Origin of the sequence: Vibrio breoganii (assembly GCF_001677275.1) — a bacterium.
In the GTDB taxonomy this organism is placed as follows: domain Bacteria; phylum Pseudomonadota; class Gammaproteobacteria; order Enterobacterales; family Vibrionaceae; genus Vibrio; species Vibrio breoganii.
In genome coordinates this window covers 686,948-708,932 of sequence record NZ_CP016177.1, presented here as the reverse complement: position 1 = coordinate 708,932, position 21,985 = coordinate 686,948, and the positions used below count along the sequence as shown (strand labels likewise).

Here is a 21,985-nt window from a genome sequence, read left to right as displayed (position 1 = left end):
TGCCCTCCTTTGCCTAATGGCAATTAACATTGCTTAAAGCTTGCTTTGTGGTTGTTGCTTTTAGCTCCTTTAGGTATTCTATGCTGATCTAAAACGAACTGATTTAATCGTTCTCACAGTTTCCAAGAAAATGGATAGCGTCGATGCAAGAACAATACAACCCGCAAGATATTGAACAAAAAGTTCAACAGCACTGGGACAACAATGAAACCTTTGTTGTAAGTGAAGACCCAAACAAAGAAAAATTCTACTGTCTTTCTATGTTTCCGTACCCAAGTGGTCGTCTACACATGGGCCACGTACGTAACTACACCATTGGTGACGTAGTATCTCGCTTCCAGCGCCTGCAAGGCAAAAACGTGATGCAACCTATTGGTTGGGATGCTTTTGGCCTGCCAGCAGAGAACGCTGCAGTTAAGAACAATACTGCACCGGCTCCTTGGACATACGAAAATATCGAGTACATGAAGAACCAGCTTAAGCTTCTTGGCTTTGGTTACGACTGGAACCGCGAGTTCGCGACTTGTACTCCAGAGTACTACCGTTGGGAGCAAGGCTTCTTCACTAAGCTTTATGAAAAAGGCTTGGTTTACAAGAAAACCTCTTCGGTTAACTGGTGTCCAAACGACCAAACTGTTCTTGCAAACGAGCAGGTTGAAGATGGCTGCTGCTGGCGTTGTGATACTCCAGTAGAGCAAAAAGAGATCCCACAGTGGTTCATTAAGATCACTGAATACGCTCAAGAGCTTCTAGATGACCTAGATAACCTCGATGGCTGGCCTGAAATGGTTAAGACCATGCAGCGCAACTGGATCGGTCGCTCTGAAGGCGTTGAGCTAAAGTTTGAAGTTAATGGTCAACAAGACCTAGAAGTTTACACCACGCGTCCAGATACCCTAATGGGTGTGACTTACGTGGGTATTGCTGCAGGTCACCCTCTAGCAGCAATCGCTGCAGAGAATAACCCTGAGCTTGCTGCGTTCATCGAAGAGTGCAAAAACAACAAGGTTGCTGAAGCTGAGCTTGCAACAATGGAGAAGAAAGGTATGGCGACTGGCCTTACCGCAATTCACCCATTGAACGGCCGTGAAGTACCTGTATTTGTTGCTAACTTCGTATTGATGGATTACGGCACAGGCGCTGTTATGGCAGTTCCTGCTCACGATCAACGTGACTACGAATTTGCGACTAAATACGGCCTAGACATAGTGCCAGTAATCAAGCCAACTGATGACGCTGAGCTAGATATCTCAGAGGTTGCATACACTGAGAAGGGTGTACTGTTTGATTCAGGCGAATTTGATGGCCTTGAGTTCCAAGCAGCCTTTGATGCTATCGCAGCAAAACTGGAAGCAGAAGGCAAAGGCACTAAGACAGTAAACTTCCGTCTACGTGACTGGGGTGTATCTCGTCAGCGTTACTGGGGTGCTCCAATCCCTATGGTAACGACGGAAGACGGTGAAGTTCATCCGGTACCTGCTGACCAGCTACCAGTGATTTTACCTGAAGACGTAGTGATGGATGGCGTAACGAGCCCTATCAAAGCTGATAAAGAGTGGGCAAAAACCACATTCAACGGTGAGCCAGCACTTCGTGAAACAGATACCTTTGATACCTTTATGGAGTCATCTTGGTACTACGCACGCTACTGTTCACCACAAGCGGACGATATCCTAGATCCAGAAAAAGCAAACTACTGGCTACCTGTAGACCAGTACGTGGGTGGTATCGAGCACGCATGTATGCACCTACTGTACTCTCGCTTCTTCCACAAATTGCTTCGTGATGCAGGCTACGTGACCTCTGACGAGCCGTTCAAGCAGCTTCTTTGTCAAGGTATGGTTCTGGCTGACGCCTTCTACCACACCAACGAGAAAGGCACTAAAGAATGGATCGCACCAACGGATGTAACCGTTGAGCGTGATGGTAAAGGTCGCATCGAGAACGCGGTAGACACTCAAGGTCGTAACGTAGAACACTCAGGCATGATCAAGATGTCTAAGTCGAAGAACAATGGTATTGATCCGCAAGAGATGGTCGACAAGTACGGCGCTGATACAGTACGTCTGTTCATGATGTTTGCCTCTCCTGCCGATATGACCCTTGAATGGCAAGAGTCTGGTGTTGAAGGTGCAAACCGCTTCTTGAAACGTGTTTGGAAACTGGTTCACGCACACTCATCTAAGGGTGCTGCTGAATCTGTTGATGTTGCTGCACTATCAGGTGACCAAAAAGCTCTACGCCGTGATGTTCACAAGACCATTGCTAAAGTGACTGACGATATTGGCCGTCGCCAAACGTTCAACACTGCAATCGCTGCCATCATGGAACTAATGAACAAGCTAGCAAAAGCGCCTCAAGAATCAGTTCAAGACAGAGCGATCCTTGATGAGGCACTAAAAGCGGTAGTTCGTATGCTTTACCCGATGACTCCGCACATCTCTTACGAAATGTGGATTGCATTAGGTGAATCAAACGTAGACTCGGCAACATGGCCAACGTTTGATGAGAAAGCACTAGTTGAAGACGAAAAAACTATCGTTGTTCAAGTAAACGGTAAACTTCGTGCAAAACTAACCGTGGCTGCCGATGCATCGAAAGAGCAAGTTGAAGAACTGGGTCTAAACGATGTGAACGTCGTTAAGTTCATCGAAGATAAAACTGTGCGTAAAGTGATCTATGTACCAGGTAAGCTACTGAATATTGTAGCAAACTAATCTACGCTTAAAGCTGAGGGTTACATCATGTAGCCCTCACTTTTCGTTTTTTATCCTGCTTTTTTGTCGCAAACGGCCTTGTTCCAGAGAAGCACGATAAGAACCGAACTTCCTTAAGAGAGTATTCTTTTGATGCAAATTGCACGCCTTTCTCATTTACGCCTAGCTATTGCTCTACTTATTGCCTCATTACTGAGCGGCTGTGGTTTTCATTTTCGCGGCAGCTACTTGGTGCCAGAAGAAGTCAGTTCCATGTCTTTGACCAGCTACGATGACTATGCTCAGTTCACTCGAGAGGTCAAAACGGAACTAAGACAAAATGGCATACAGCTTGTTACTCCAGCGGCGAATATCACCAATATTCACCTGCTTACCGAGAGTATTAGCGAACGCACCCTTTCCCTATATCAAAACAGTCGTGCAGCGGAAAAAGAACTGACTCTAAGAGCAAGCTACCGCGTCGTGGTTCCAGATGTGGGTACACGAACATTCAGCACCCAAGTTAACCGCAGTTATCTCGATAACCCGTTAACCGCACTGGCAAAATCTGTTGAAAGAGACATGATTGAAGATGAGATGCGCAAGCAAGCCGCAAGACAGATCATTCGTCAGCTGGCGCGATTACGCACCGACCTTGATAACGATGACGGCTCATTTGATACCTTCGTTAATGAAGACGGCGTGATTGAAGACCCTTCTCAAAGAAAAGACGACCAGATTAGTCTGCAGGCTGAATACGAGAAAAACGATCAGGCAACAATTCCTGTTGAGCTGCAAACGGCGCCTCCTGCATCATCAACTTCAGAAGCTGACAGCAACTCAGAAGCCGAGAATCCAGACGCGAGTGTAGAAACCGATTCAGAAGATACGTCTGAAGCAAACAGCTCTGAAGCAACTAACACAGAAGAAGACACAACAGTGAACTCTGAATCTGACGTTGCTAAGTAGAGACTAAGCATGCGTATCTTTGCCGACAAGTTGGCCAACACACTACAAAGGCAACTGCACCCAGTGTATTTGCTGTTTGGTGGTGAGCCCCTACTCATTCAAGAATCTCGAGACCAAATAGAGCACAGAGCCAAATCAGAAGGCTTTAGTGAGGTGTTTCGCTTTTCTATTACAGCTCAAACCGACTGGAATGAGGTCTTTGATGCCTGTAATTCGATGAGTCTATTTGCTGAGAAGAAAATTCTACAACTAGAACTCCCTGAATCGGGCACTAATCAAGCCATAACCAAAGAACTACTTAACCTTCATCAAGTACTCAACCCTGATGTCATTCTGATTGTATCTGGAAGTAAACTCACTAAAGCACAAGAAAACGCTAAGTGGTTTAAGGCGCTGAATTCCAATGGCCTTTGGGTCAGTTGTCTCACACCCGATATTCAACGACTGCCTCAGTTTGTACTTCAACGTTGCCATCAATTAGGGCTCAAGCCTGATACTGAGGCGGTGCAAATGCTGGCTCAATGGCATGAAGGGAACCTATTAGCGCTGAGTCAGAGTTTAGAGAAGCTTTGTTTACTCTACCCTGACGGTGTACTTACCCTAGTTCGTATAGAATCAGCCTTGAGCAGGCATAACCACTTTACGGCGTTTAACTGGATTGATGCCATGCTCGAAGGCAAGGCTAAACGTAGCCAGCGAATCCTGCGTGAGTTACATGGTGAAGGCGTTGAAGCGGTGATCTTACTGCGAACACTGCAAAAAGAGCTGAATACCTTGATGAGCTACAAACAAGAACTCACAAGCAAAAGCCTACAACAAGTGTTTGACCAATACCGCGTTTGGAACAACAAGCGACCGCTTTATACAGCAGCCCTTAACCGCCATACGCCAAAAACACTCTATAGCATGGTATGTACGTTAGCTCAGGCAGAACATACCGTGAAAACCGACTACGACAACAGTGTATGGCCAATACTTACCCAGTTGACACTCGATATGAGCATGCCGAGAAACGCTTAACAGCGACGCATGGTATACTTTTTTGAACCTAAACAAATTTATTAAGGAGCCGGCATTGCAAGGCGAAGCATTAAAAGACTTTTTAGCTGATAAAGCTGACGATATGAAAGCACAAAAGATCGTGACATTGGACGTTCAGGGTAAATCAAGCGTGACTGATTACATGCTGGTTTGCACAGGCACGTCTAAGCGCCACGTATCTTCAATCGCTGATCATATTGCTATTGAAGCAAAAAAGATCGGTATTGAGCCTCTAGGAATGGATGGTGAACTTGAAGGTGAATGGGTTGTCGTAGATATGGGTTCTACTATGGTTCATGTCATGCAAGAAGAACATCGCGAGCTTTACCAACTAGAAAAACTTTGGGGTTAATCAGTGAAGATCCAACTCGTTGCCGTTGGCACTAAAATGCCAAAATGGGTAGAAGAAGGCTTTAATGAGTACAAGCGTCGTTTTCCCAACGATATGCCACTAGAGCTCATTGAAATTACTGCTGGTAAACGAGGCAAGAATGCCGATATTGCACGCATCTTGCAAAAAGAAGGCGAAGCCATGTTGGCTGCGGTACCTAAGGGAAACCGTATTGTGACCTTAGATATTCCAGGCAAGCCTTGGGATACACCACAACTGGCTAAACAATTGGATCGCTGGAAACTTGATGCTCGAGATGTATCCATCTTAATTGGTGGCCCAGAGGGTTTAGCGCCAGCCTGTAAAGCGGCAGCAGAACAAAGCTGGTCACTCTCTCCTTTGACTCTTCCTCACCCTTTGGTGCGCGTAGTAATGGCAGAGAGTCTTTATCGAGCTTGGAGCGTTAACGCGAACCACCCGTACCATCGTGAGTAACAGAGCATGATGCGTAAGCGCTCTCACTTTAGAGACCATAAACTCGAGACTCGTCTTTTTAGCAACCGCGCTTTGGTTGCCTTCATTGGCATCCTTGTACTCATCGGTCTGCTTATCGTTAACCTGTACCATATTCAGGTTAATCAGTTTCAAGACTACCAAACTCGCTCTAACGATAACCGTATCAAAGTCGTACCTATCGCGCCCAACCGTGGCTTGATCTACGACAGAAATGGCATTGTTTTAGCCGAGAATAGACCCGTATTTTCCCTAGAAATCACCCCTGAAAAGGTCACCAACCTTGATGAAACGATTTCTAGCCTTCAGCAACTGCTGCCCGCTATTTCGGAAGAGCAAGTAGAGCGGTTTCAGCGAGATCGTAAGCGTTCTAGACGTTTTAAATCAGTCTCACTACTTGGGCAACTTTCAGAAGAACAGGTCGCTATCTTCTCTGTTCATCAGCATGAGTTTCCAGGCGTAGAAGTCAACGCTACCCTAAAACGTTTCTATCCTTATGGAGAGATCCTGACCCACGTTCTCGGCTATGTTTCCCGTATCAATGATCGCGATATACAGCGCTTAACCCGCGAAGATAAGGTGCAGGATTACCAAGCGACACATGATATTGGTAAGTTAGGCATCGAGCGGTACTACGAAGATCTCTTGCATGGCAAACCGGGCTACCAAGAGGTTGAAGTCAATAGCCGCGGCCGCGTCATTCGTACCCTAAAATATGAACCACCTACTCCGGGTGAAGATATCGTTCTGAACATCGATATTAAGCTACAAAGCTATTTGTTCGAGCTTCTGGATGGTCGTCGAGGCAGCGCGGTTATCCTTGAGCCTCATACTGATGCGGTGCTGGCTATGGTATCTAGCCCTAGCTATGACCCTAACTCCTTTGTTCACGGCATTTCAGGCAAAGATTATAGAGCGCTACTCAGTGATATTAATCGCCCGCTGGTAAACCGTGCCACGTTAGGTATTTACCCTCCTGCATCGACAGTAAAACCCTTCATTGCAGTGGCCGCGTTACAGGAAAAGGTGATTACCCCGACCACAACACGTAACGACCCTGGATATTGGCGTATTCCAAATTCCAAAACTCGACCGTTTAGAGACTGGTTACGTTGGGGGCATGGTGAAGTTGATATTAATAAAGCCATCGAAGAGTCGGTGGATACCTTCTTCTATCAAATAGCTTATGACTTGGGCATCGACCGTATTTCTAAATGGATGCAAGAGTTTGGTTTTGGTGACTACACTGGCATCGATATCTATGAAGAAAGCAAAGCCAACATGCCGACACGTGAATGGAAGCGTGCCAGACATAACGCACCTTGGTATCAAGGGGACACAATTCCTGTCGGCATAGGTCAAGGTTACTGGACAGCAACCCCAATGCAGATTGCTAAAGCTACTTCGGTATTGATCAATGAAGGCAAGGTAATGGCACCGCAGATCCTTCGCTCAACCATCAAGCCCGTTGAGCATAATGGCACAGTGGAAGAGTTTAAACAGCCAGAGCTTTATCCACCCATCACTGGAGTGAAGAAGGAATTCTGGACCATTGCCAAGCACGGCATGTACTTGGTTAACCATGGTAAACGAGGCACTGCCCGCCGCGCATTTGCAGGCATGAAATACAAGAGCGCCGGTAAATCGGGAACGGCACAGGTATTTGGACTCGCGGAAGATGAAAAATACGATGCTGACGAGATAGCTGAACACTTGCGAGATCACGCTCTGTTCACAGGATTCGCGCCATACGATAATCCTCAGGTAATTTTGACCATAGTTCTAGAGAATGCGGGTGGCGGTTCAACTCATGGTGCACCAGTGGCAAGACAGATCTTTGACCATATTTTGTTAAACCCAACTTATGACTATATCGAGCCTGAAGAATGAAACTAGATCCTGAAACAGGCAAAAACCGCTCACTGTTTGAGCGTATGCACCTTGACCTTCCTTTGATCTTTGGAGTTCTGATCCTGATGGGGTGCTCTCTGGTGATCATGTACAGCGCCAGTGGCCAAAATCTCGCCATGATGGAACGTCAAATGATGCGCATGATATTAGCGCTAGGGGTCATGGTTATCATGGCTCAAATCACCCCAAGGACCTATGAGACACTCGCTCCATTGCTGTTCACTGGAGGGCTCATCCTATTGTTAGGAGTGCTCTTCTTTGGTGAGGCATCAAAAGGAGCTCAACGCTGGCTTAATCTTGGCTTTGTACGCTTTCAACCCTCTGAATTAATGAAACTGGCTGTACCACTCATGGTCGCGAGATACATAGGTAACCGCCCTCTTCCGCCAAGCTTTAGGGTTCTCGCAACCTCCTTAATCTTGGTTATGTTACCCACAATATTGATCGCTAAACAGCCCGATCTGGGTACCTCAATCTTGATCGCAGCTTCCGGTATCTTCGTGATTTTCCTAGCGGGAATTAGCTGGAATATCATCCTCTCGGCAGCTCTAGCGGTGGGGGCGTTCGTGCCGATACTGTGGTTTTTCTTGATGCGTGAATACCAAAAGGTGCGCGTTAGAACCCTATTTGATCCAGAGTCCGATCCCCTAGGTGCGGGCTATCACATTATCCAAAGTAAGATTGCGATTGGTTCTGGCGGTTTAACCGGTAAAGGTTGGCTGCAAGGTACCCAATCACAACTAGAGTTCCTACCGGAGCGCCATACTGACTTCATCTTTGCCGTTATTGCCGAAGAGTGGGGACTGATTGGCGTCATGTTCTTGCTCACTGTCTATCTTTTCATTATTGGTCGAGGTTTGTATCTCGCTAGTCAGGCCCAGTCGGCCTTTGGTCGAATGATGGCAGGTAGCGTGGTACTGAGTTTCTTCGTTTACATCTTTGTAAATATTGGTATGGTGAGCGGGATTTTGCCCGTAGTGGGCGTACCCTTGCCATTAATCAGTTATGGCGGCACCTCAATGGTGACCTTAATGGCAGGCTTTGGCATATTAATGTCCATCCAAACTCATAGAAAAATGCTTTCGAAGGCAAACTAATGCGAATATTGACAACCCTAGGATTGGGCGCAGCTCTGACAATCATTGCTGGATGTTCAGGATCGGACAAAGATCGCTATGCAATAGCACAAGATGTCCCGCCCGACTCACCGATCTCCTTGAACCATATCGAGGATGCGACTCCACGCTACGAACCTTATAGCCTAGGTGGAAACAAAGATTACACTGTACGTGGTAAATCCTATTCTGTGATAAATAACCCTGAGGGTTTTAAAGAGAAGGGAAAGGCCTCTTGGTACGGCAAAAAATTTCATGGGCATTTGACCTCAAATGGCGAAACCTATGACATGTATTCCATGAGTGCTGCTCACAAAAATCTTCCTATTCCAAGTTATGTCAAAGTCACCAATGTCGACAATGGCAAAACGGCCATTGTTCGCGTCAACGACAGGGGGCCATTTCATGAGGGGCGAATTATCGACCTGAGCTATGCGGCAGCTACTAAACTTGGAGTAGTGCAAACTGGCGTGGCGAATGTCGAAATAGAGTTTATTACGACTAAACCAAAGGCTGGCAACAACACAAAATCGGATGCTCACCCAAGCTATGTGATTCAAGTAGCGAGCCTTGGAAATGCAACCAATTCGAAGAAGCTGTCCAACAAACTCACTGAAGAGTATGAGCAGCCAAGTTATGTAAAAAAACAGGATGACATCAATAGAATCTTTATTGGTCCAATTGCTGACGCCATCGAAGCTAAGCAGCTCCTAGAGAAACTACAACAAAATGGACATCCGAGCGCCTTTATTAAAAAGCATAAACCTGAGTAGATCGGGCGCGGATTAAAATTCACACTTTGGCAAGCATTATGGTAGTTTCTCTGGTCTAGACTTTTGATTCTGCTACTATACAAAAAGTTTTGCCTTCAATTTGGACATTACACGGAAAAGATGAAAACTATCACCCAATCACTTAAATCTCTCGCCGTAACGAGTGCGTTTGCCTCAGTTGCTTTTGCAGCGACCTCTCAGGCCGCACCTATCGTGCTACCGGATGCTCCACAGATTGCAGCCAAAGGCTATGTACTGATGGATTACAACTCAGGCAAGGTATTGGCTGAGAAAGAGATGAATACTCAGCTTCATCCAGCGAGCTTAACCAAGATGATGACCAGCTATGTTATTGGCCAAGAGCTAAAGCGTGGCAACATCTCTAAAGATGATGAAGTTGTTATCAGCAAGAATGCTTGGGCGAAAAATTTCCCAGATTCATCAAAGATGTTCATCGAAGTGGGCACAACTGTCACGGTTGACGAGCTTAACCACGGCATCATCATTCAATCTGGTAACGATGCCTGTGTTGCAATGGCTGAGCACGTTGCTGGCTCTGAAGATGCCTTCGTTGATCTCATGAACGCTTGGGCAAAATCGCTAGGTATGGATAACTCACACTTTGCCAACGTCCACGGTCTTGATAACGATAACCTATATTCAACTCCATACGACATGGCTCTACTAGGTAAAGCCCTTATCCGTGACGTGCCTGATGAGTATGCACTCTACGCAGAGAAGCAGTACACCTACAACGGCATCACTCAGTACAACCGTAATGGTTTATTGTGGGATAAAAGCATGAACGTTGATGGCATCAAGACTGGCCACACTAGCAATGCGGGTTATAGCCTAGTGAGCTCTGGCACAGAAGGCCAAATGCGCCTTGTTGCGGTCGTTATGGGTACTAAGAGTGCTAATGCTCGTAAAGCAGAAAGCAAAAAACTGCTGAACTATGGATTCCGTTTCTTCGAAACAGTCGCTCCTCATAAAAAAGGCGAAGTGTTTGCTGAAGAGAAAATCTGGATGGGTAGCCAAGACACCGTTAAATTGGGTCTAGCTGAAGATACCTATGTGACGCTTCCACGTGGCGTAGCGAAGAACCTACAAGCGAGCTTTGTGCTAGATAAAGAACTCAAAGCGCCAATCGCACAGGGCGATGTTGTAGGTCGAGTATTCTATCAAGTCGATGGTGAAGACATCGCTGAATACCCACTGCTCGCTCTAGAAAGTGTTGATGAAGGTGGCCTATTCAGTCGACTTATCGACTATTTGGTACTGCTCTTTAAGAGCTGGTTCTAAGCGTTTTCGCTTAAGTTAATGTGAAAAGAAGCTGCTTTATAGCAGCTTCTTTTTTATCTATCGCTAGCTTGAAATACAGGCAATGGAACCTCATATTGAGTTTTTAGTTCAATCAAAGTAACATTCGCGCCTTAAATGGCCCTTATTTACACTATTTCCATTTGGAGTCGCAACCATGCAAGAGCAACCAAAACTAAAAGACCTGTTGGAGTTCCCGTGCCAATTTACTTACAAAGTAATGGGTTACGCAAAGCCTGAACTGCCAGATCTCATCTTGGAAGTGATCCAACGCCACGCACCTGGTAGCTACAGCCCTAAAATCACTCCAAGTGGTAAAGGTACGTACAACGCGGTTTCGGTAACCATTACAGCTACCTCTATCGAGCAAGTTGAAACACTGTACAAAGAACTCAGTGATATTGAAATCGTTCGCGTCGTGTTATAACCGCCAAGACTTAACTGTTAAGTTGTAAGCCGTTGATCTTAAAAGTGGTGCATCTTTGAGCACCATTTTTTGTAATACAAATAGTATTAATTCGCCTTTTTCTAGTAGAAATAACCTCACGTTGCTAGTAATGTGCGTACTTCGATATAGATGATTCAGGGAAGTAACGAATTGCCTAACGATACAGAGAAACAAGCAAACGCAACCTCATCGCTACTCAGTGATCGATTGGAGATCCACCATCTTGGTCGTCAAGATTACGAACCAATATGGCAGAGAATGCACCGATTCACCGATGAGCGCGACGAGAATACCGTCGATCAGGTATGGATTGTTGAGCACAATCCTGTTTTTACGCAAGGCCAAGCGGGTAAAGAGGAACACCTCCTTAATACCGGTGATATCCCTGTGGTAAAAAGTGATCGCGGCGGTCAGGTAACCTATCACGGCCCAGGCCAAATGGTGGTGTACTTCCTACTGAACTTGCGTCGACGCGGTTTAGGGGTGCGTGAACTGGTAACTCATATAGAGAACACCGTGGTGCAAACCCTTGCTAAGCTCGGTATCGAATCTGCTGCCCGTCCAGATGCTCCTGGCGTGTATGTAGAGGGTAAAAAGATCTGCTCCCTTGGACTTCGAATCCGCAAAGGTTGTTCCTTTCACGGATTAGCTCTGAATATAGATATGGATCTCTCCCCTTTCCTACGCATCAACCCTTGTGGTTATGCCGGTATGGAAATGGTTCAGGTCGCTGATTTCACAACCGATGATCAGCGTGCAAACATTCAAGGTATTCTGGTTAAGGAATTAAGTGCCTTACTGGATTACACAGACGTAATAGAAATGACAGAAAGCTATGAGTAAACCAATTCAAATGGAAAAAGGCGTCAAATATCGCGACGCTGATAAGATGGCGCTGATCCCTACTAAGTCAGTTCCAGTTGAACGCAGCGAAGTCCTTCGTAAGCCTGAATGGATGAAGATTAAGCTACCTGCTGATAGCCAGCGCATTCAAGACATTAAGTCTGCTATGCGTAAAAACAACCTGAACTCGGTATGTGAAGAAGCCTCTTGCCCTAACCTAGCAGAGTGTTTTAACCACGGTACAGCGACCTTCATGATCTTAGGTGCTATCTGTACTCGTCGCTGTCCTTTCTGTGATGTAGCCCATGGTCGTCCGGTTGCTCCGGAAACCAACGAACCACAAAAGCTGGCTCAAACCATCAAAGACATGAAGCTAAAGTACGTGGTAATCACATCAGTGGATCGTGATGATCTGCGTGATGGCGGCGCTAAACACTTTGCTGACTGTAATGAAGAGATCCGCAAGCTTAACCCAAACATTCGCATTGAAACTCTGGTTCCAGATTTCCGTGGTCGTATGGATAAAGCCCTAGAAGAGCTTAAGCTAAATCCGCCGGATGTGTTCAACCACAACCTAGAAACAGCGCCACGCCTGTACCGTCGTGTACGCCCTGGAGCTAACTACAAGTGGTCACTAGAACTTCTGAAGAAATTCAAAGAACAACACCCTGACGTTCCAACTAAGTCTGGCGTAATGATGGGCTTAGGCGAAACGAAAGAAGAGATCGTAGAAGTGCTTAAGGATCTCAGAGCGCACGGCGTAAGCATGCTAACTCTAGGTCAATACCTAGCACCAAGCCGCCACCACCTGCCAGTAGAACGCTACGTTCCACCAGCAGAGTTCGACGAGCTAAAAGAGATTGCACTAGAGCTAGGCTTCACCCACGCAGCCTGTGGCCCTTTCGTACGCTCTTCATACCACGCAGACCTACAAGCAAAGGGTGAGGAAGTTAAGTAAAAAATCCCCTAGGATTTTTTATCCCAGAAAAGCGTTGCTTTATCTGGGATCTCCCCACCAGCGATACTTTGTATTCCACAAACCTAGAGGTTGCCCCGCAACTCTCTAGGTTTTCGTTTCTGGATTCTTGTTTCTGGGCTCTGGGCTCTGGGCTCTGGGCTCTAGATTGTACCAATCTCAATATCGCACTCCCTAAGGTTCTGCATAAACTCTTCGAGTTTTCCAGAATGACACGTTTTGGTCTATGACGAACCCTGCGATTTGAAATAAGCACAACACCACTGTCATCCTAGAAGTTGCTTGCAACTCTCTAGGATCTTAGCGCGCACCAATCTCAATATCGCACTCTCCAAGGTTCTGGATAAACTCTTCGAGTTTTCCAGAATGACACGTTTTGGTCTATGACGAACCTTGCAAGTTGAAACAAGCACAACACCACCGTCATCCTAGAAGTTGCTTGCAACTATCTAGATGTATGGACTCCCTCTCCTTGAGGAGCTACGGTCTTAATCCGACTAAAGATTAGCCAAAGGAGCCCATACATGACTAAGCCTAATCTATTAGCTATTGATTTAGCAAAGAATGTATTCCAAGTTTGCAAACTCTGCCCTAACGGAAAAGTCATTTACAACCGCGAAGTCAGTCGAGCAAAACTCAAAGAAATTCTGATAAATGAAAAACAAGCCCTCGTGGCTATGGAAGCCTGTGGCAGTGCACACTACTGGGCTCGATTCGCAATTAGCGCAGGCCACATTGTAAAAGTCATCAACGCCAGAGCCGTAAAAGCATTTCAAACCAAGCAAAAGACAGATAGGAATGATGCTTTAGCCATTGGTGTTGCAGCACAGCAAGAGCACATCCATGGTACTCATATTCACTCAACTGAGGAGCAGGCACTTCAATCGTTAGAGCGTATGCGACACTTGGCTAAGGTTCAACTAGTCGCACAAAGTAACCAGATGCGAGGAGTATTAGCTGAGTTCGGAGTTATTCTACCGCAAGGCCTATCTAAGTTAAGAAAGGAAATCCCTTTCATCCTAGAAGATGCTGATAACTCTTTACCTGATAGTTTTAGAACGGCGCTACACAGGTCATGGTCACATTTATTGTGCCAAATTGAACACTTGCAAGAACTAGATAGGCAGCTCGAATCTTTGGTTAAGTCGCATCATATTTGCAAAAAGCTGATGAAGCTAGAAGGGGTCGGGGCGCTAGGGTTAGCGTTACGATTAGGGCGAGGTGAAAACTTTTCTAATGGCCGAGAAGCATCCGCTAATATAGGGCTAACACCTAAACAGAACAGTTCCGGCGGGAAAGAGCGTATTGGACATATATCTAAGTACAGTGCGGATAAGCGACTTCGTTCAGTTTTATTTCAAGGAGCGCTTTCCGTTATCACTCATGTATTAAACCGTCCAGCGACAACAAACAAAGAGCAGTGGTTACAAGCGCTAGTCGAACGGCGAGGAAAAAAGATCGCTGCAATTGCTTTAGCGAACAAAACCGTTCGAACCGCTTATGCTTTATTAAAGAATGATTCGGACTATCAGCCAATTAAATTGTCATGATAGACCGAGCATAGTCAACGAAGAGCGATGTAAGACAGGTAAGACCGACCAGTATGAGCTAGATAAGATTCGAGGCAGTAGACTTGCCGATATCGAGAAATAGCCTACTGGTGCGACTACATTTTAGGGCGAGGTAGCTCCTCAATAAAGCCCGTATATAAGTGCGCATCTATACTTGTTTTCCAAATTCTTTGTTGATTTACCGAGGGGGTCCATATAAGGATCTTAGAGCGCACAATCTCAATATCGCACTCTCCAAGGTTCTGGATAAACTCTGCGAGCTTTCCAGAATGACACGTTTTGGTCTATGGCGAACCTTGCGATTTGAAATAAGCACAACACCACTGTCATCCTAGAAGTTGCTTGCAACTATCTAGGAGCTTAGTGTGCACAATCTCAATATCGCACTCCCTAAGGTTCTGGATAAACTCCTCGAGTTTTCCAGAATGACGCCTTGTTAAGCAAACCTCGCAAGTTAATGCACTCCCCCAATTGCGACAAACCTCAAAACTCCCAAATAAACACCCACACATTGCAGTGGTTTTTTGCTTTCTACGCTAAGCCCATTATGATTAAAGCTAGGACTGGTCATAAATAAGGGAGGTCGTTTAATGCGACTGTTATTATGCGCGCTGTCAGCTCTGTTTTTGTGGGGCTGCGCAGATAGAAACACTCAAGAAGACAACTACTTAGAAGCATCATTTGAACTGTGTAACACCGAGGTCTCACTCTACTCGGTGAGTGATGATGGCAAGGTTCGTATCATTTGTGCGGATGGGTCTAAGTTCGCTCTAGATAATGAAAAAACCCTAGAGGTTATGCGCGACATCAATATCGATTACTGCTCAGGCGAAGGGCTATCTAAATTTAGCGAAAGCCGTCGCTACTATACATTCCGTTGTAAATCAGGCACGCAGCTGAGTATCAACAAAGGCGGTTAACTGCCAAGTTATCTATCATCAAGCATTGAATATAGAAGAGCTCAATAAATCCATTCTTTAGGCATTAGGAATTGGGTAGAATTGGGCACTTCTGTTATTGCTTTGGAATACGATGAACCCTTCACTGAGATACATTCAGGGCTACCCCGAACACATAGTCACGCCTATCACCCGACTTGTAGAGTCAGGGCAGCTAAACGCATGGTTTGAGCAGCGTTACCCTACCAAGCACACCATCAAAAGCGAAAAGGCCTTGTTTGAATATACAATGGCAATTAAAAATCGTTTTCTGAAAAAATCGGCCCCGTTAAGCAAGGTGATTTACGACCACAAGATCCACCTCATCAACAATGCATTGGGCCTGCACTCTTACGTGAATCGCGTTCAAGGGAGTAAGGTAAAATCAAAGAATGAAATTCGTATCGCAAATGTATTCAAGGATGCACCAGAGCCATTGCTACGAATGTTGATCGTGCATGAATTAGCGCATCTGAAAGAAAAAGAACACAACAAAGCCTTTTATCAACTTTGTTGTCATATGGAACCTGATTACCATCAGCTTGAGCTAGATGCTCGACTGTTCATGATGTATCTAGAGAACCAATAAACAAAAAAGCGAGCCATTAGGCTCGCTTTTATCATTCAGGCTCCTTTAATCTTATGCGTAAACAGGTTTACGGTTACAGATTTCTAGTACCTTAGCTTTAGTCGCTTCAATTACCGACTCATCACCCATGTTGTCTAGGATGTCACACATCCAGCCAGCAAGGTTTTTCGCGTCTTCTTCAGTGAAACCACGGCGAGTGATTGAAGGAGAACCGATACGGATACCAGAAGTAACAAACGGGCTACGAGGGTCGTTTGGTACAGAGTTCTTGTTCACTGTAATGTTAGCTGCGCCAAGAGCCGCATCCGCTTCTTTACCAGTGATATCCTTGTCGATTAGGTCAACAAGGAATAGGTGGTTTTCTGTAGAGCCAGAAACGATGTTGTAACCACGAGCTAAGAACTCAGCAACCATAGCTTTTGCGTTAGCAACAACGCGCGCTTGGTATTCTTTAAACTCTGGTTCTAGTGCTTCTTTGAACGCTACTGCTTTACCAGCGATAACGTGCATTAGAGGACCACCTTGACCACCAGGGAATACCGCAGAGTTCAATTTCTTGTAAAGGTCTTCACCTTCGTTAGAAAGGATTAAACCACCACGAGGACCAGCTAGAGTTTTGTGAGTCGTTGTTGTAACTACATGAGCGTGTGGAACTGGATTCGGGTAAACGCCAGCAGCAATAAGACCTGCAACGTGCGCCATATCAACAAAGAAGTAAGCGCCAACTTTGTCTGCGATTTCACGCATACGAGCCCAATCACATACTTGAGAGTATGCAGAGAAACCACCGATGATCATCTTAGGCTTGTGCTCAACCGCCAAAGCTTCCATTTCTTCGTAGTCAATCTGGCCTTTCTCATCGATACCGTAAGGAATGATGTTGTACAACTTACCAGAAAAGTTAACTGGAGAACCGTGAGTCAGGTGACCGCCGTGAGCAAGGCTCATACCCAATACTGTGTCGCCAGCATTCAGTAGTGCCATATATACTGCGTTGTTTGCTTGAGAGCCTGAGTGAGGCTGAACGTTCGCGTATTGAGCACCAAATAACTCACACGCACGCTCGATAGCTAGAGTTTCTACCTTATCAACGTACTCACAACCACCGTAGTAACGCTTGCCTGGGTAACCTTCAGCATACTTGTTAGTTAACTGAGAGCCCTGAGCTTCCATTACACGTGGGCTTGTGTAGTTTTCTGAAGCGATAAGCTCAATGTGCTCTTCTTGGCGCACTGTCTCTTCTTGGATTGCGGCAAATAGGTCCGCATCGTAATCAGCGATGTTCATATCACGCTTTAGCATCTGTATCTCCTGACTCAGATTAAACTGTAAATAGCTAAAAAAACCACACAATGACCAAAAGCAAACGTTTTCGTCACGGCAATGGCGGCATTTTACCGAAATAAATTCGTATCACAAATTTTTTTTGTCCCTGTTTTCTGTAGGTATATTCGCCTAAATAACCAACAGAATAAAGGCCTATCTGGGATTCTCTTTTTTGAAGGCCTCAACTTTACACTGTGTAAATCAAAAATTACACGCTGTTAACAAAAAAGTTGCGCAAACAGTTCGGTAAAGCACAGTTTTCCTATACTATTCGCGGCTGAATCTGCAAGGTTAAGTACAATGAACAAACATAGCTTTCTCGAGGATTGCGCTGCTATATTTACTGGTACTCTACTAGTGGCAGTTGGGATCTATTTTTTAAAATCTTCATCCATGATTGTGGGTGGGACGGCAGGTCTTGGGTTGCTGTTTACGCAATTTATCGACCTTAGCTTCGGTACCATGTACTTCTTGGTCAATATCCCCTTTTATTTCTTGGCATGGTTTCGTCTTGGTAAGCGCTTTACTATCAACAGCGTGATATGTGTTTCATTGGTATCGGTGATGGCTGACAACCTGCACCATGTTGTGCGCTTTGAACTGCTCACGCCTGCTTTTGCTGCCATTGCCGGCGGCACGTTTATAGGATTAGGCTTACTGGTTCTGTTCCGTCACCGTGCCAGCTTAGGTGGCTCAAATGTATTGTGTTTGGTGATCCAAGATAAGATGGGCATCTCGGTGGGCAAAACGCAGCTGTTGTTTGATACTTCTATTTTGATATGTTCGCTCTATTTCATCCCTTTGACACTGATAGCGTGGTCTATTCTTGCAGCTGTGTTCATCAACCTGATTTTATGGATGAACCACAAGCCAACCCGCTACACCGTTCAATACCGATAACATACAAAAAAGGCTTTGAATAATTCAAAGCCTTTATTATCTTGCTGTGCGCTATTTTCTGTCGATTAAATAGTCTGGCACTTCCTTAATGCTATCCAACACCACGCTGGCAATCGCCTCACCCTTTTCAGTGACCGGCTTTCCTGTACGCACCAAGATTTTAGTGCCCACACCAGCGGCTTCTGCAGCCATCATATCTTCCGCTTTATCTCCAACCATGATGGAGTTTTGCATATCAATCTTCAGAAAATCTCTGGCCGAGATAAACATGCCAGGCTTAGGTTTTCGGCACTCACAATCTTGTTTGTAATCACCAATACCGTGTTCAGGGTGATGAGGGCAGTAATAGATGCCATCAAGTTCAACGCCATTGTCCGAGAAGTTCCAATCCATCCATTGCGTTAAAGACTCAAATCGCTCTTCGCTAAATTTGCCGCGCGCTATTCCAGATTGATTGGTGACCAAGACTAATAGATACCCCATCTGCTGCAACTTCTTGGTTGCCTCAAAAACGCCAGGGATATATTCGAAATCATGCTCATCATGTACATAGCCATGATCAACATTAATAACACCATCACGATCTAAAAAAACGGCTACTTTAGGCACGGGTAACTACTCTGCTCTGCTTCATAAAGATGGTAACGATTATCGCATGCTTTGTTACCACTCGCACCCTTGATTTGGCGTTTAGACGTCTAGACGTAAAAATATCTATTGACTTGGGTCAATGAAATATCTAGCATCTCTGCAAGATTTAAACTCCTCTACCTAATCATGCAGGCTATTTGATGATAGAGATTAAGCAAGTTAACAAGGTATTCTATCAAGGAAAAACCGCTATCAGCGCCTTGAAAGATATCAACTTAACCATCGCCAAGGGCAACATCTTTGGTGTGATTGGTTCTTCTGGTGCAGGCAAAAGCACTCTAATTCGTTGCGTTAACATGCTAGAAGCACCTACTAGCGGTGAAGTCATCGTGGATGGTGTTGACCTTACCAAGCTATCTAAGAAAGAGCTCTCTGAAGCGCGCCGTAACATCGGCATGATCTTCCAGCACTTTAATCTTCTTTCTTCTCGCACTGTATTCGAAAATATTGCTCTACCTCTAGAGCTCGCGGGTAAAGATAAGCAAACTATTGAAAATAAAGTCACTGAACTATTGGGCTTAGTGGGTCTTAGCGATAAGCGCGATACCTACCCTGCCAACCTGAGTGGCGGACAAAAGCAGCGTGTTGCGATTGCACGTGCACTTTCAAGTGACCCTAAAGTATTGCTTTGTGACGAGGCGACTAGTGCACTTGATCCAGCAACCACTCAATCGATCCTTGGCTTACTTAAAACCATCAACCGTCAACTCGGCATCACGATCCTTATCATCACCCACGAGATGGATGTAGTGAAGAACATCTGTCACGAGGTGGCCATTATTGGTGGCGGTGAACTTGTTGAGAAGGGCTCGGTTGGTGACATTTTTGCTCACCCGAAGACAGAGCTTGCGCACCAGTTTATTCGCTCAACCCTAGACCTTTCTATTCCAGAAGATTACGAGTCACGCCTTCTCACTGAGCGCAAAGAAGGAAGCTACCCGTTAGTGCGACTGGAATTTACCGGCGCTAGTGTGGATGCGCCAGTGATCAGTCAAATCACTCGTAAGTTTAATATTGATATCTCAATTCTAAGCTCAGATCTGGATTACGCCGGTGGCGTTAAATTCGGCATGATGGTGGCAGAATTCTTCGGTGATGAAGAAGCCGACAATGCAGCGATTCAATACCTGAAAGACAACAATGTAAAAGTAGAGGTGCTTGGCTATGTCTTATGATGTGCTAGCTGATTGGTTCAATCTAAATAGCGGACTTTTATTAAAGGCAACTTGGGAAACCCTATACATGGTAGGCTTTTCTGGCATTGTCGGTTTCGCAGTGGGTATTCCTCTAGGCGTAGTCCTTCACACCACTAAACGTGGCGGTTTGCTGGAAAACCAGCGCTTGAACTCCATCTTAGGCGCCATTGTCAACGTAGGCCGAAGCGTGCCGTTCCTTGTGCTTATGGTTGCAATTATCCCTTTTACCAAGCTTCTTATCGGAACCTTTATCGGCACAACCGCCGCTATCGTGCCGCTAACCATTGGCGCTATCCCATTTGTGGCTCGCCTTATCGAGGGTGCACTGCTTGAAGTGCCAAGTGGCCTAGTAGAAGCCGCACAATCAATGGGCGCAACACCGCTGCAAATTATTAACAAGGTACTGCTTCCAGAAGCGCTACCTACCATCATCAACTCAGTCACTATCACACTGGTTACCCTAGTTAGCTATTCAGCTATGGCGGGCACTGTGGGCGGTGGTGGTTTGGGTGATGTTGCTATTCGCTACGGCTTCCACCGCTACGATGTTGTGATCATGGCAGTGACAGTTGTAATGCTTATTGTATTAGTGCAAATCATTCAGTCTGTGGGTGACGCACTGGTTCGTAAAGTTGACCACAGATAAGAATTAAAAAAATTATACGGAGATAGTTATGAAATTTAGCCTAAAGAACATTTTTACCGTTGCGATTGCAGCATCAGCTTTGGCCCTAACAGGCTGTGGCGATAAAGAACAAGACCTAAGCAAGATCAAGGTTGGCGTAATGGCAGGTGCTGAAGCACAGGTTGCAGAAGTAGCGGCTAAGGTTGCTAAAGAAAAGTACGACCTTGACGTTGAGCTAGTGACTTTCACAGATTACGTAACACCAAACGCAGCCCTAGATGATGGTTCAGTGGACGTAAACGCATTCCAACACAAGCCTTACCTAGACCAGCAGATCGCTGATCGTAGCTACAAGCTAGCTATCGCAGGCAACACCTTTGTTTACCCTATTGCGGGTTACTCTAAGCAAATCAAGTCTGTTGACGAGCTAGAAGAAGGCGCACGCATTGCAGTACCAAACGACCCAACTAACCTTGGCCGTTCACTTCTTCTTCTTGAGCAACAAGGCATCATCGAGCTACGTGAAGGCGCAGGTCTACTGGCGACGGTTCGTGATATCACTGCAAACCCTAAGAACATCACTATTGTTGAACTTGATGCAGCACAACTACCTCGTTCTCTAGACGACGTAGCGCTTTCAATCATCAACACCACTTACGCAAGTTCTATCGACCTAACACCACAGCGTGATGGCATCTTTGTTGAAGACAAAGAATCTCCATACGTAAACCTTATCGTTTCGCGTGAAGAAAACCTAAACGCTGAAAACGTACAGAACTTTGTAAAAGCGTACCAAACAGAAGAAGTGTACAACGCAGCTTCTGACATCTTTAAAGGTGGTGTAGTTAAGGGTTGGTAAACCACACTCCTTCAACTTCCCCTTCAAAAAGCCGTCACTTCAATTCGTAGTGGCGGTTTTTTTATGCCCTAAAATCGCCTCAAACAGGCTATGTACGCCTTAATTCAGTAACGTCACCGTACAGTGAGTCGTTTGGCATTGGGAGCAGGGTTCTGGGTTCTGGGTTCTAGCTTCTAGGTTCTAGCTTCTAGGTTCTAGGTTCTAGGTTCTAGCTTCTAGCTTCTAGGTTCTAGCTTCTAGCTTCTAGCTTCTAGCTTCTAGCTTCTAGCTTCTAGTTTGATTGTGGCTATACACTTCAAGTTAAATGGCGTCATCCTGAACTTGATTCAGGATCTTAGTGTGCACATAGCTAGGTATGACATACCTCTTAGTCATAAGCCGGGCTAAAGGGTTT

At 45.5% G+C, this 21,985-nt stretch carries 20 protein-coding genes and 1 pseudogene; 19 read left to right on the top strand and 2 right to left on the bottom strand.

Annotated features, from left to right (window positions below):
* The first annotated feature begins 143 nt into the window (after positions 1 to 143).
* From leuS to A6E01_RS03255, 15 genes and pseudogenes are all read left to right on the top strand, one after another.
* On the top strand, positions 144 to 2,717 hold the full coding sequence (gene leuS, locus A6E01_RS03325) for a leucine--tRNA ligase (RefSeq protein ID WP_065209570.1): 2,574 nt from the start codon (positions 144 to 146) through the stop codon (positions 2,715 to 2,717).
* Positions 2,718 to 2,849: 132 nt separating this feature from the next.
* A pseudogene (locus tag A6E01_RS21510) lies at positions 2,850 to 3,365 on the top strand (LPS-assembly lipoprotein LptE); the annotation flags it as partial.
* A gap of 309 nt (positions 3,366 to 3,674) precedes the next feature.
* On the top strand, positions 3,675 to 4,685 hold the full coding sequence (gene holA, locus A6E01_RS03315) for a DNA polymerase III subunit delta (RefSeq protein WP_017031153.1): 1,011 nt from the start codon (positions 3,675 to 3,677) through the stop codon (positions 4,683 to 4,685).
* A 55-nt stretch (positions 4,686 to 4,740) separates the two neighbouring features.
* Positions 4,741 to 5,058 carry a ribosome silencing factor gene (gene rsfS, locus A6E01_RS03310; protein WP_017029165.1) on the top strand — a complete coding sequence of 106 codons (318 nt, stop codon included), beginning with the start codon at positions 4,741 to 4,743 and terminating at the stop codon, positions 5,056 to 5,058.
* A gap of 3 nt (positions 5,059 to 5,061) precedes the next feature.
* On the top strand, positions 5,062 to 5,532 hold the full coding sequence (rlmH, locus tag A6E01_RS03305) for a 23S rRNA (pseudouridine(1915)-N(3))-methyltransferase RlmH (RefSeq protein ID WP_017029164.1): 471 nt from the start codon (positions 5,062 to 5,064) through the stop codon (positions 5,530 to 5,532).
* 6 nt (positions 5,533 to 5,538) lie between these two features.
* On the top strand, positions 5,539 to 7,440 hold the full coding sequence (gene mrdA / locus A6E01_RS03300) for a penicillin-binding protein 2 (protein ID WP_065209568.1): 1,902 nt from the start codon (positions 5,539 to 5,541) through the stop codon (positions 7,438 to 7,440).
* Entirely contained in the window at positions 7,437 to 8,558 is a 1,122-nt protein-coding gene (gene rodA / locus A6E01_RS03295; protein WP_017029162.1) for a rod shape-determining protein RodA, read from the top strand. The genes mrdA and rodA overlap by 4 nt, the downstream gene beginning before the upstream one ends.
* The gene (locus tag A6E01_RS03290; RefSeq protein ID WP_017029161.1) at positions 8,558 to 9,349 is read left to right on the top strand and encodes a septal ring lytic transglycosylase RlpA family protein; all 792 of its coding nucleotides are present in this window, start codon (positions 8,558 to 8,560) and stop codon (positions 9,347 to 9,349) included. The genes rodA and A6E01_RS03290 overlap by 1 nt, the downstream gene beginning before the upstream one ends.
* Before the next feature lie 120 nt (positions 9,350 to 9,469).
* Entirely contained in the window at positions 9,470 to 10,651 is a 1,182-nt protein-coding gene (locus A6E01_RS03285) for a serine hydrolase (RefSeq protein ID WP_017029160.1), read from the top strand.
* A gap of 175 nt (positions 10,652 to 10,826) precedes the next feature.
* On the top strand, positions 10,827 to 11,096 hold the full coding sequence (gene ybeD / locus A6E01_RS03280; protein ID WP_017029159.1) for a DUF493 family protein YbeD: 270 nt from the start codon (positions 10,827 to 10,829) through the stop codon (positions 11,094 to 11,096).
* Between the two features lie 150 nt (positions 11,097 to 11,246).
* Positions 11,247 to 11,960 (top strand): lipoyl(octanoyl) transferase LipB, encoded by a 714-nt coding sequence (lipB, locus tag A6E01_RS03275; protein ID WP_017029158.1) that lies wholly within the window; start codon positions 11,247 to 11,249, stop codon positions 11,958 to 11,960.
* Positions 11,953 to 12,918: a lipoyl synthase gene (gene lipA, locus A6E01_RS03270; protein WP_017029157.1), complete on the top strand. Its 966-nt coding sequence runs from the start codon at positions 11,953 to 11,955 to the stop codon at positions 12,916 to 12,918. Before lipB ends, lipA begins: the two co-directional genes overlap by 8 nt.
* Before the next feature lie 542 nt (positions 12,919 to 13,460).
* A complete protein-coding gene (locus A6E01_RS03265; RefSeq protein WP_065209567.1) occupies positions 13,461 to 14,486 on the top strand; it encodes an IS110 family RNA-guided transposase in 1,026 nt (341 codons plus the stop codon).
* A gap of 611 nt (positions 14,487 to 15,097) precedes the next feature.
* Positions 15,098 to 15,427, top strand: coding sequence for a hypothetical protein (locus tag A6E01_RS03260; protein WP_017029156.1), 330 nt, complete (start codon positions 15,098 to 15,100; stop codon positions 15,425 to 15,427).
* Positions 15,428 to 15,539: 112 nt separating this feature from the next.
* Positions 15,540 to 16,034: a M48 metallopeptidase family protein gene (locus A6E01_RS03255; RefSeq protein ID WP_065209566.1), complete on the top strand. Its 495-nt coding sequence runs from the start codon at positions 15,540 to 15,542 to the stop codon at positions 16,032 to 16,034.
* 51 nt (positions 16,035 to 16,085) lie between these two features.
* Here A6E01_RS03255 and glyA read toward each other — a convergent pair whose 3' ends face one another.
* Entirely contained in the window at positions 16,086 to 17,336 is a 1,251-nt protein-coding gene (glyA, locus tag A6E01_RS03250; RefSeq protein WP_017029154.1) for a serine hydroxymethyltransferase, read from the bottom strand.
* A gap of 324 nt (positions 17,337 to 17,660) precedes the next feature.
* Between glyA and A6E01_RS03245 the strand changes: the two genes are divergently transcribed.
* Entirely contained in the window at positions 17,661 to 18,260 is a 600-nt protein-coding gene (locus A6E01_RS03245; RefSeq protein ID WP_017031160.1) for a YitT family protein, read from the top strand.
* Positions 18,261 to 18,311: 51 nt separating this feature from the next.
* Here the strand turns inward: A6E01_RS03245 and gmhB are convergent, their stop codons facing one another.
* Positions 18,312 to 18,869, bottom strand: coding sequence for a D-glycero-beta-D-manno-heptose 1,7-bisphosphate 7-phosphatase (gene gmhB / locus A6E01_RS03240; RefSeq protein ID WP_065209565.1), 558 nt, complete (start codon positions 18,867 to 18,869; stop codon positions 18,312 to 18,314).
* Positions 18,870 to 19,051: 182 nt separating this feature from the next.
* Between gmhB and metN the strand changes: the two genes are divergently transcribed.
* Genes metN through A6E01_RS03225 form a run of 3 tightly spaced genes read left to right on the top strand, consistent with a single transcriptional unit; the run spans position 19,052 to position 21,591 of the window.
* Positions 19,052 to 20,086, top strand: coding sequence for a methionine ABC transporter ATP-binding protein MetN (metN, locus tag A6E01_RS03235; protein WP_017029151.1), 1,035 nt, complete (start codon positions 19,052 to 19,054; stop codon positions 20,084 to 20,086).
* Positions 20,076 to 20,753, top strand: a complete 678-nt coding sequence (locus A6E01_RS03230) for a methionine ABC transporter permease (protein WP_017029150.1) — start codon at positions 20,076 to 20,078, stop codon at positions 20,751 to 20,753. The genes metN and A6E01_RS03230 overlap by 11 nt, the downstream gene beginning before the upstream one ends.
* Before the next feature lie 28 nt (positions 20,754 to 20,781).
* Positions 20,782 to 21,591, top strand: a complete 810-nt coding sequence (locus A6E01_RS03225; protein WP_017029149.1) for a MetQ/NlpA family lipoprotein — start codon at positions 20,782 to 20,784, stop codon at positions 21,589 to 21,591.
* The last annotated feature ends 394 nt before the right edge of the window (positions 21,592 to 21,985 follow it).

Coding starts and splice junctions, on each gene's coding strand:
- leuS (WP_065209570.1), top strand. CDS start 144: ATGCAAGAACAATACAACCCGCAAGATATTGAACAAAAAGTTCAACAG.
- holA (WP_017031153.1), top strand. CDS start 3,675: ATGCGTATCTTTGCCGACAAGTTGGCCAACACACTACAAAGGCAACTG.
- mrdA (WP_065209568.1), top strand. CDS start 5,539: ATGATGCGTAAGCGCTCTCACTTTAGAGACCATAAACTCGAGACTCGT.
- rodA (WP_017029162.1), top strand. CDS start 7,437: ATGAAACTAGATCCTGAAACAGGCAAAAACCGCTCACTGTTTGAGCGT.
- A6E01_RS03290 (WP_017029161.1), top strand. CDS start 8,558: ATGCGAATATTGACAACCCTAGGATTGGGCGCAGCTCTGACAATCATT.
- A6E01_RS03285 (WP_017029160.1), top strand. CDS start 9,470: ATGAAAACTATCACCCAATCACTTAAATCTCTCGCCGTAACGAGTGCG.
- ybeD (WP_017029159.1), top strand. CDS start 10,827: ATGCAAGAGCAACCAAAACTAAAAGACCTGTTGGAGTTCCCGTGCCAA.
- lipB (WP_017029158.1), top strand. CDS start 11,247: ATGATTCAGGGAAGTAACGAATTGCCTAACGATACAGAGAAACAAGCA.
- lipA (WP_017029157.1), top strand. CDS start 11,953: ATGAGTAAACCAATTCAAATGGAAAAAGGCGTCAAATATCGCGACGCT.
- A6E01_RS03265 (WP_065209567.1), top strand. CDS start 13,461: ATGACTAAGCCTAATCTATTAGCTATTGATTTAGCAAAGAATGTATTC.
- A6E01_RS03260 (WP_017029156.1), top strand. CDS start 15,098: ATGCGACTGTTATTATGCGCGCTGTCAGCTCTGTTTTTGTGGGGCTGC.
- A6E01_RS03255 (WP_065209566.1), top strand. CDS start 15,540: ATGAACCCTTCACTGAGATACATTCAGGGCTACCCCGAACACATAGTC.
- glyA (WP_017029154.1), bottom strand. CDS start 17,336: ATGCTAAAGCGTGATATGAACATCGCTGATTACGATGCGGACCTATTT.
- A6E01_RS03245 (WP_017031160.1), top strand. CDS start 17,661: ATGAACAAACATAGCTTTCTCGAGGATTGCGCTGCTATATTTACTGGT.
- metN (WP_017029151.1), top strand. CDS start 19,052: ATGATAGAGATTAAGCAAGTTAACAAGGTATTCTATCAAGGAAAAACC.
- A6E01_RS03230 (WP_017029150.1), top strand. CDS start 20,076: ATGTCTTATGATGTGCTAGCTGATTGGTTCAATCTAAATAGCGGACTT.
- A6E01_RS03225 (WP_017029149.1), top strand. CDS start 20,782: ATGAAATTTAGCCTAAAGAACATTTTTACCGTTGCGATTGCAGCATCA.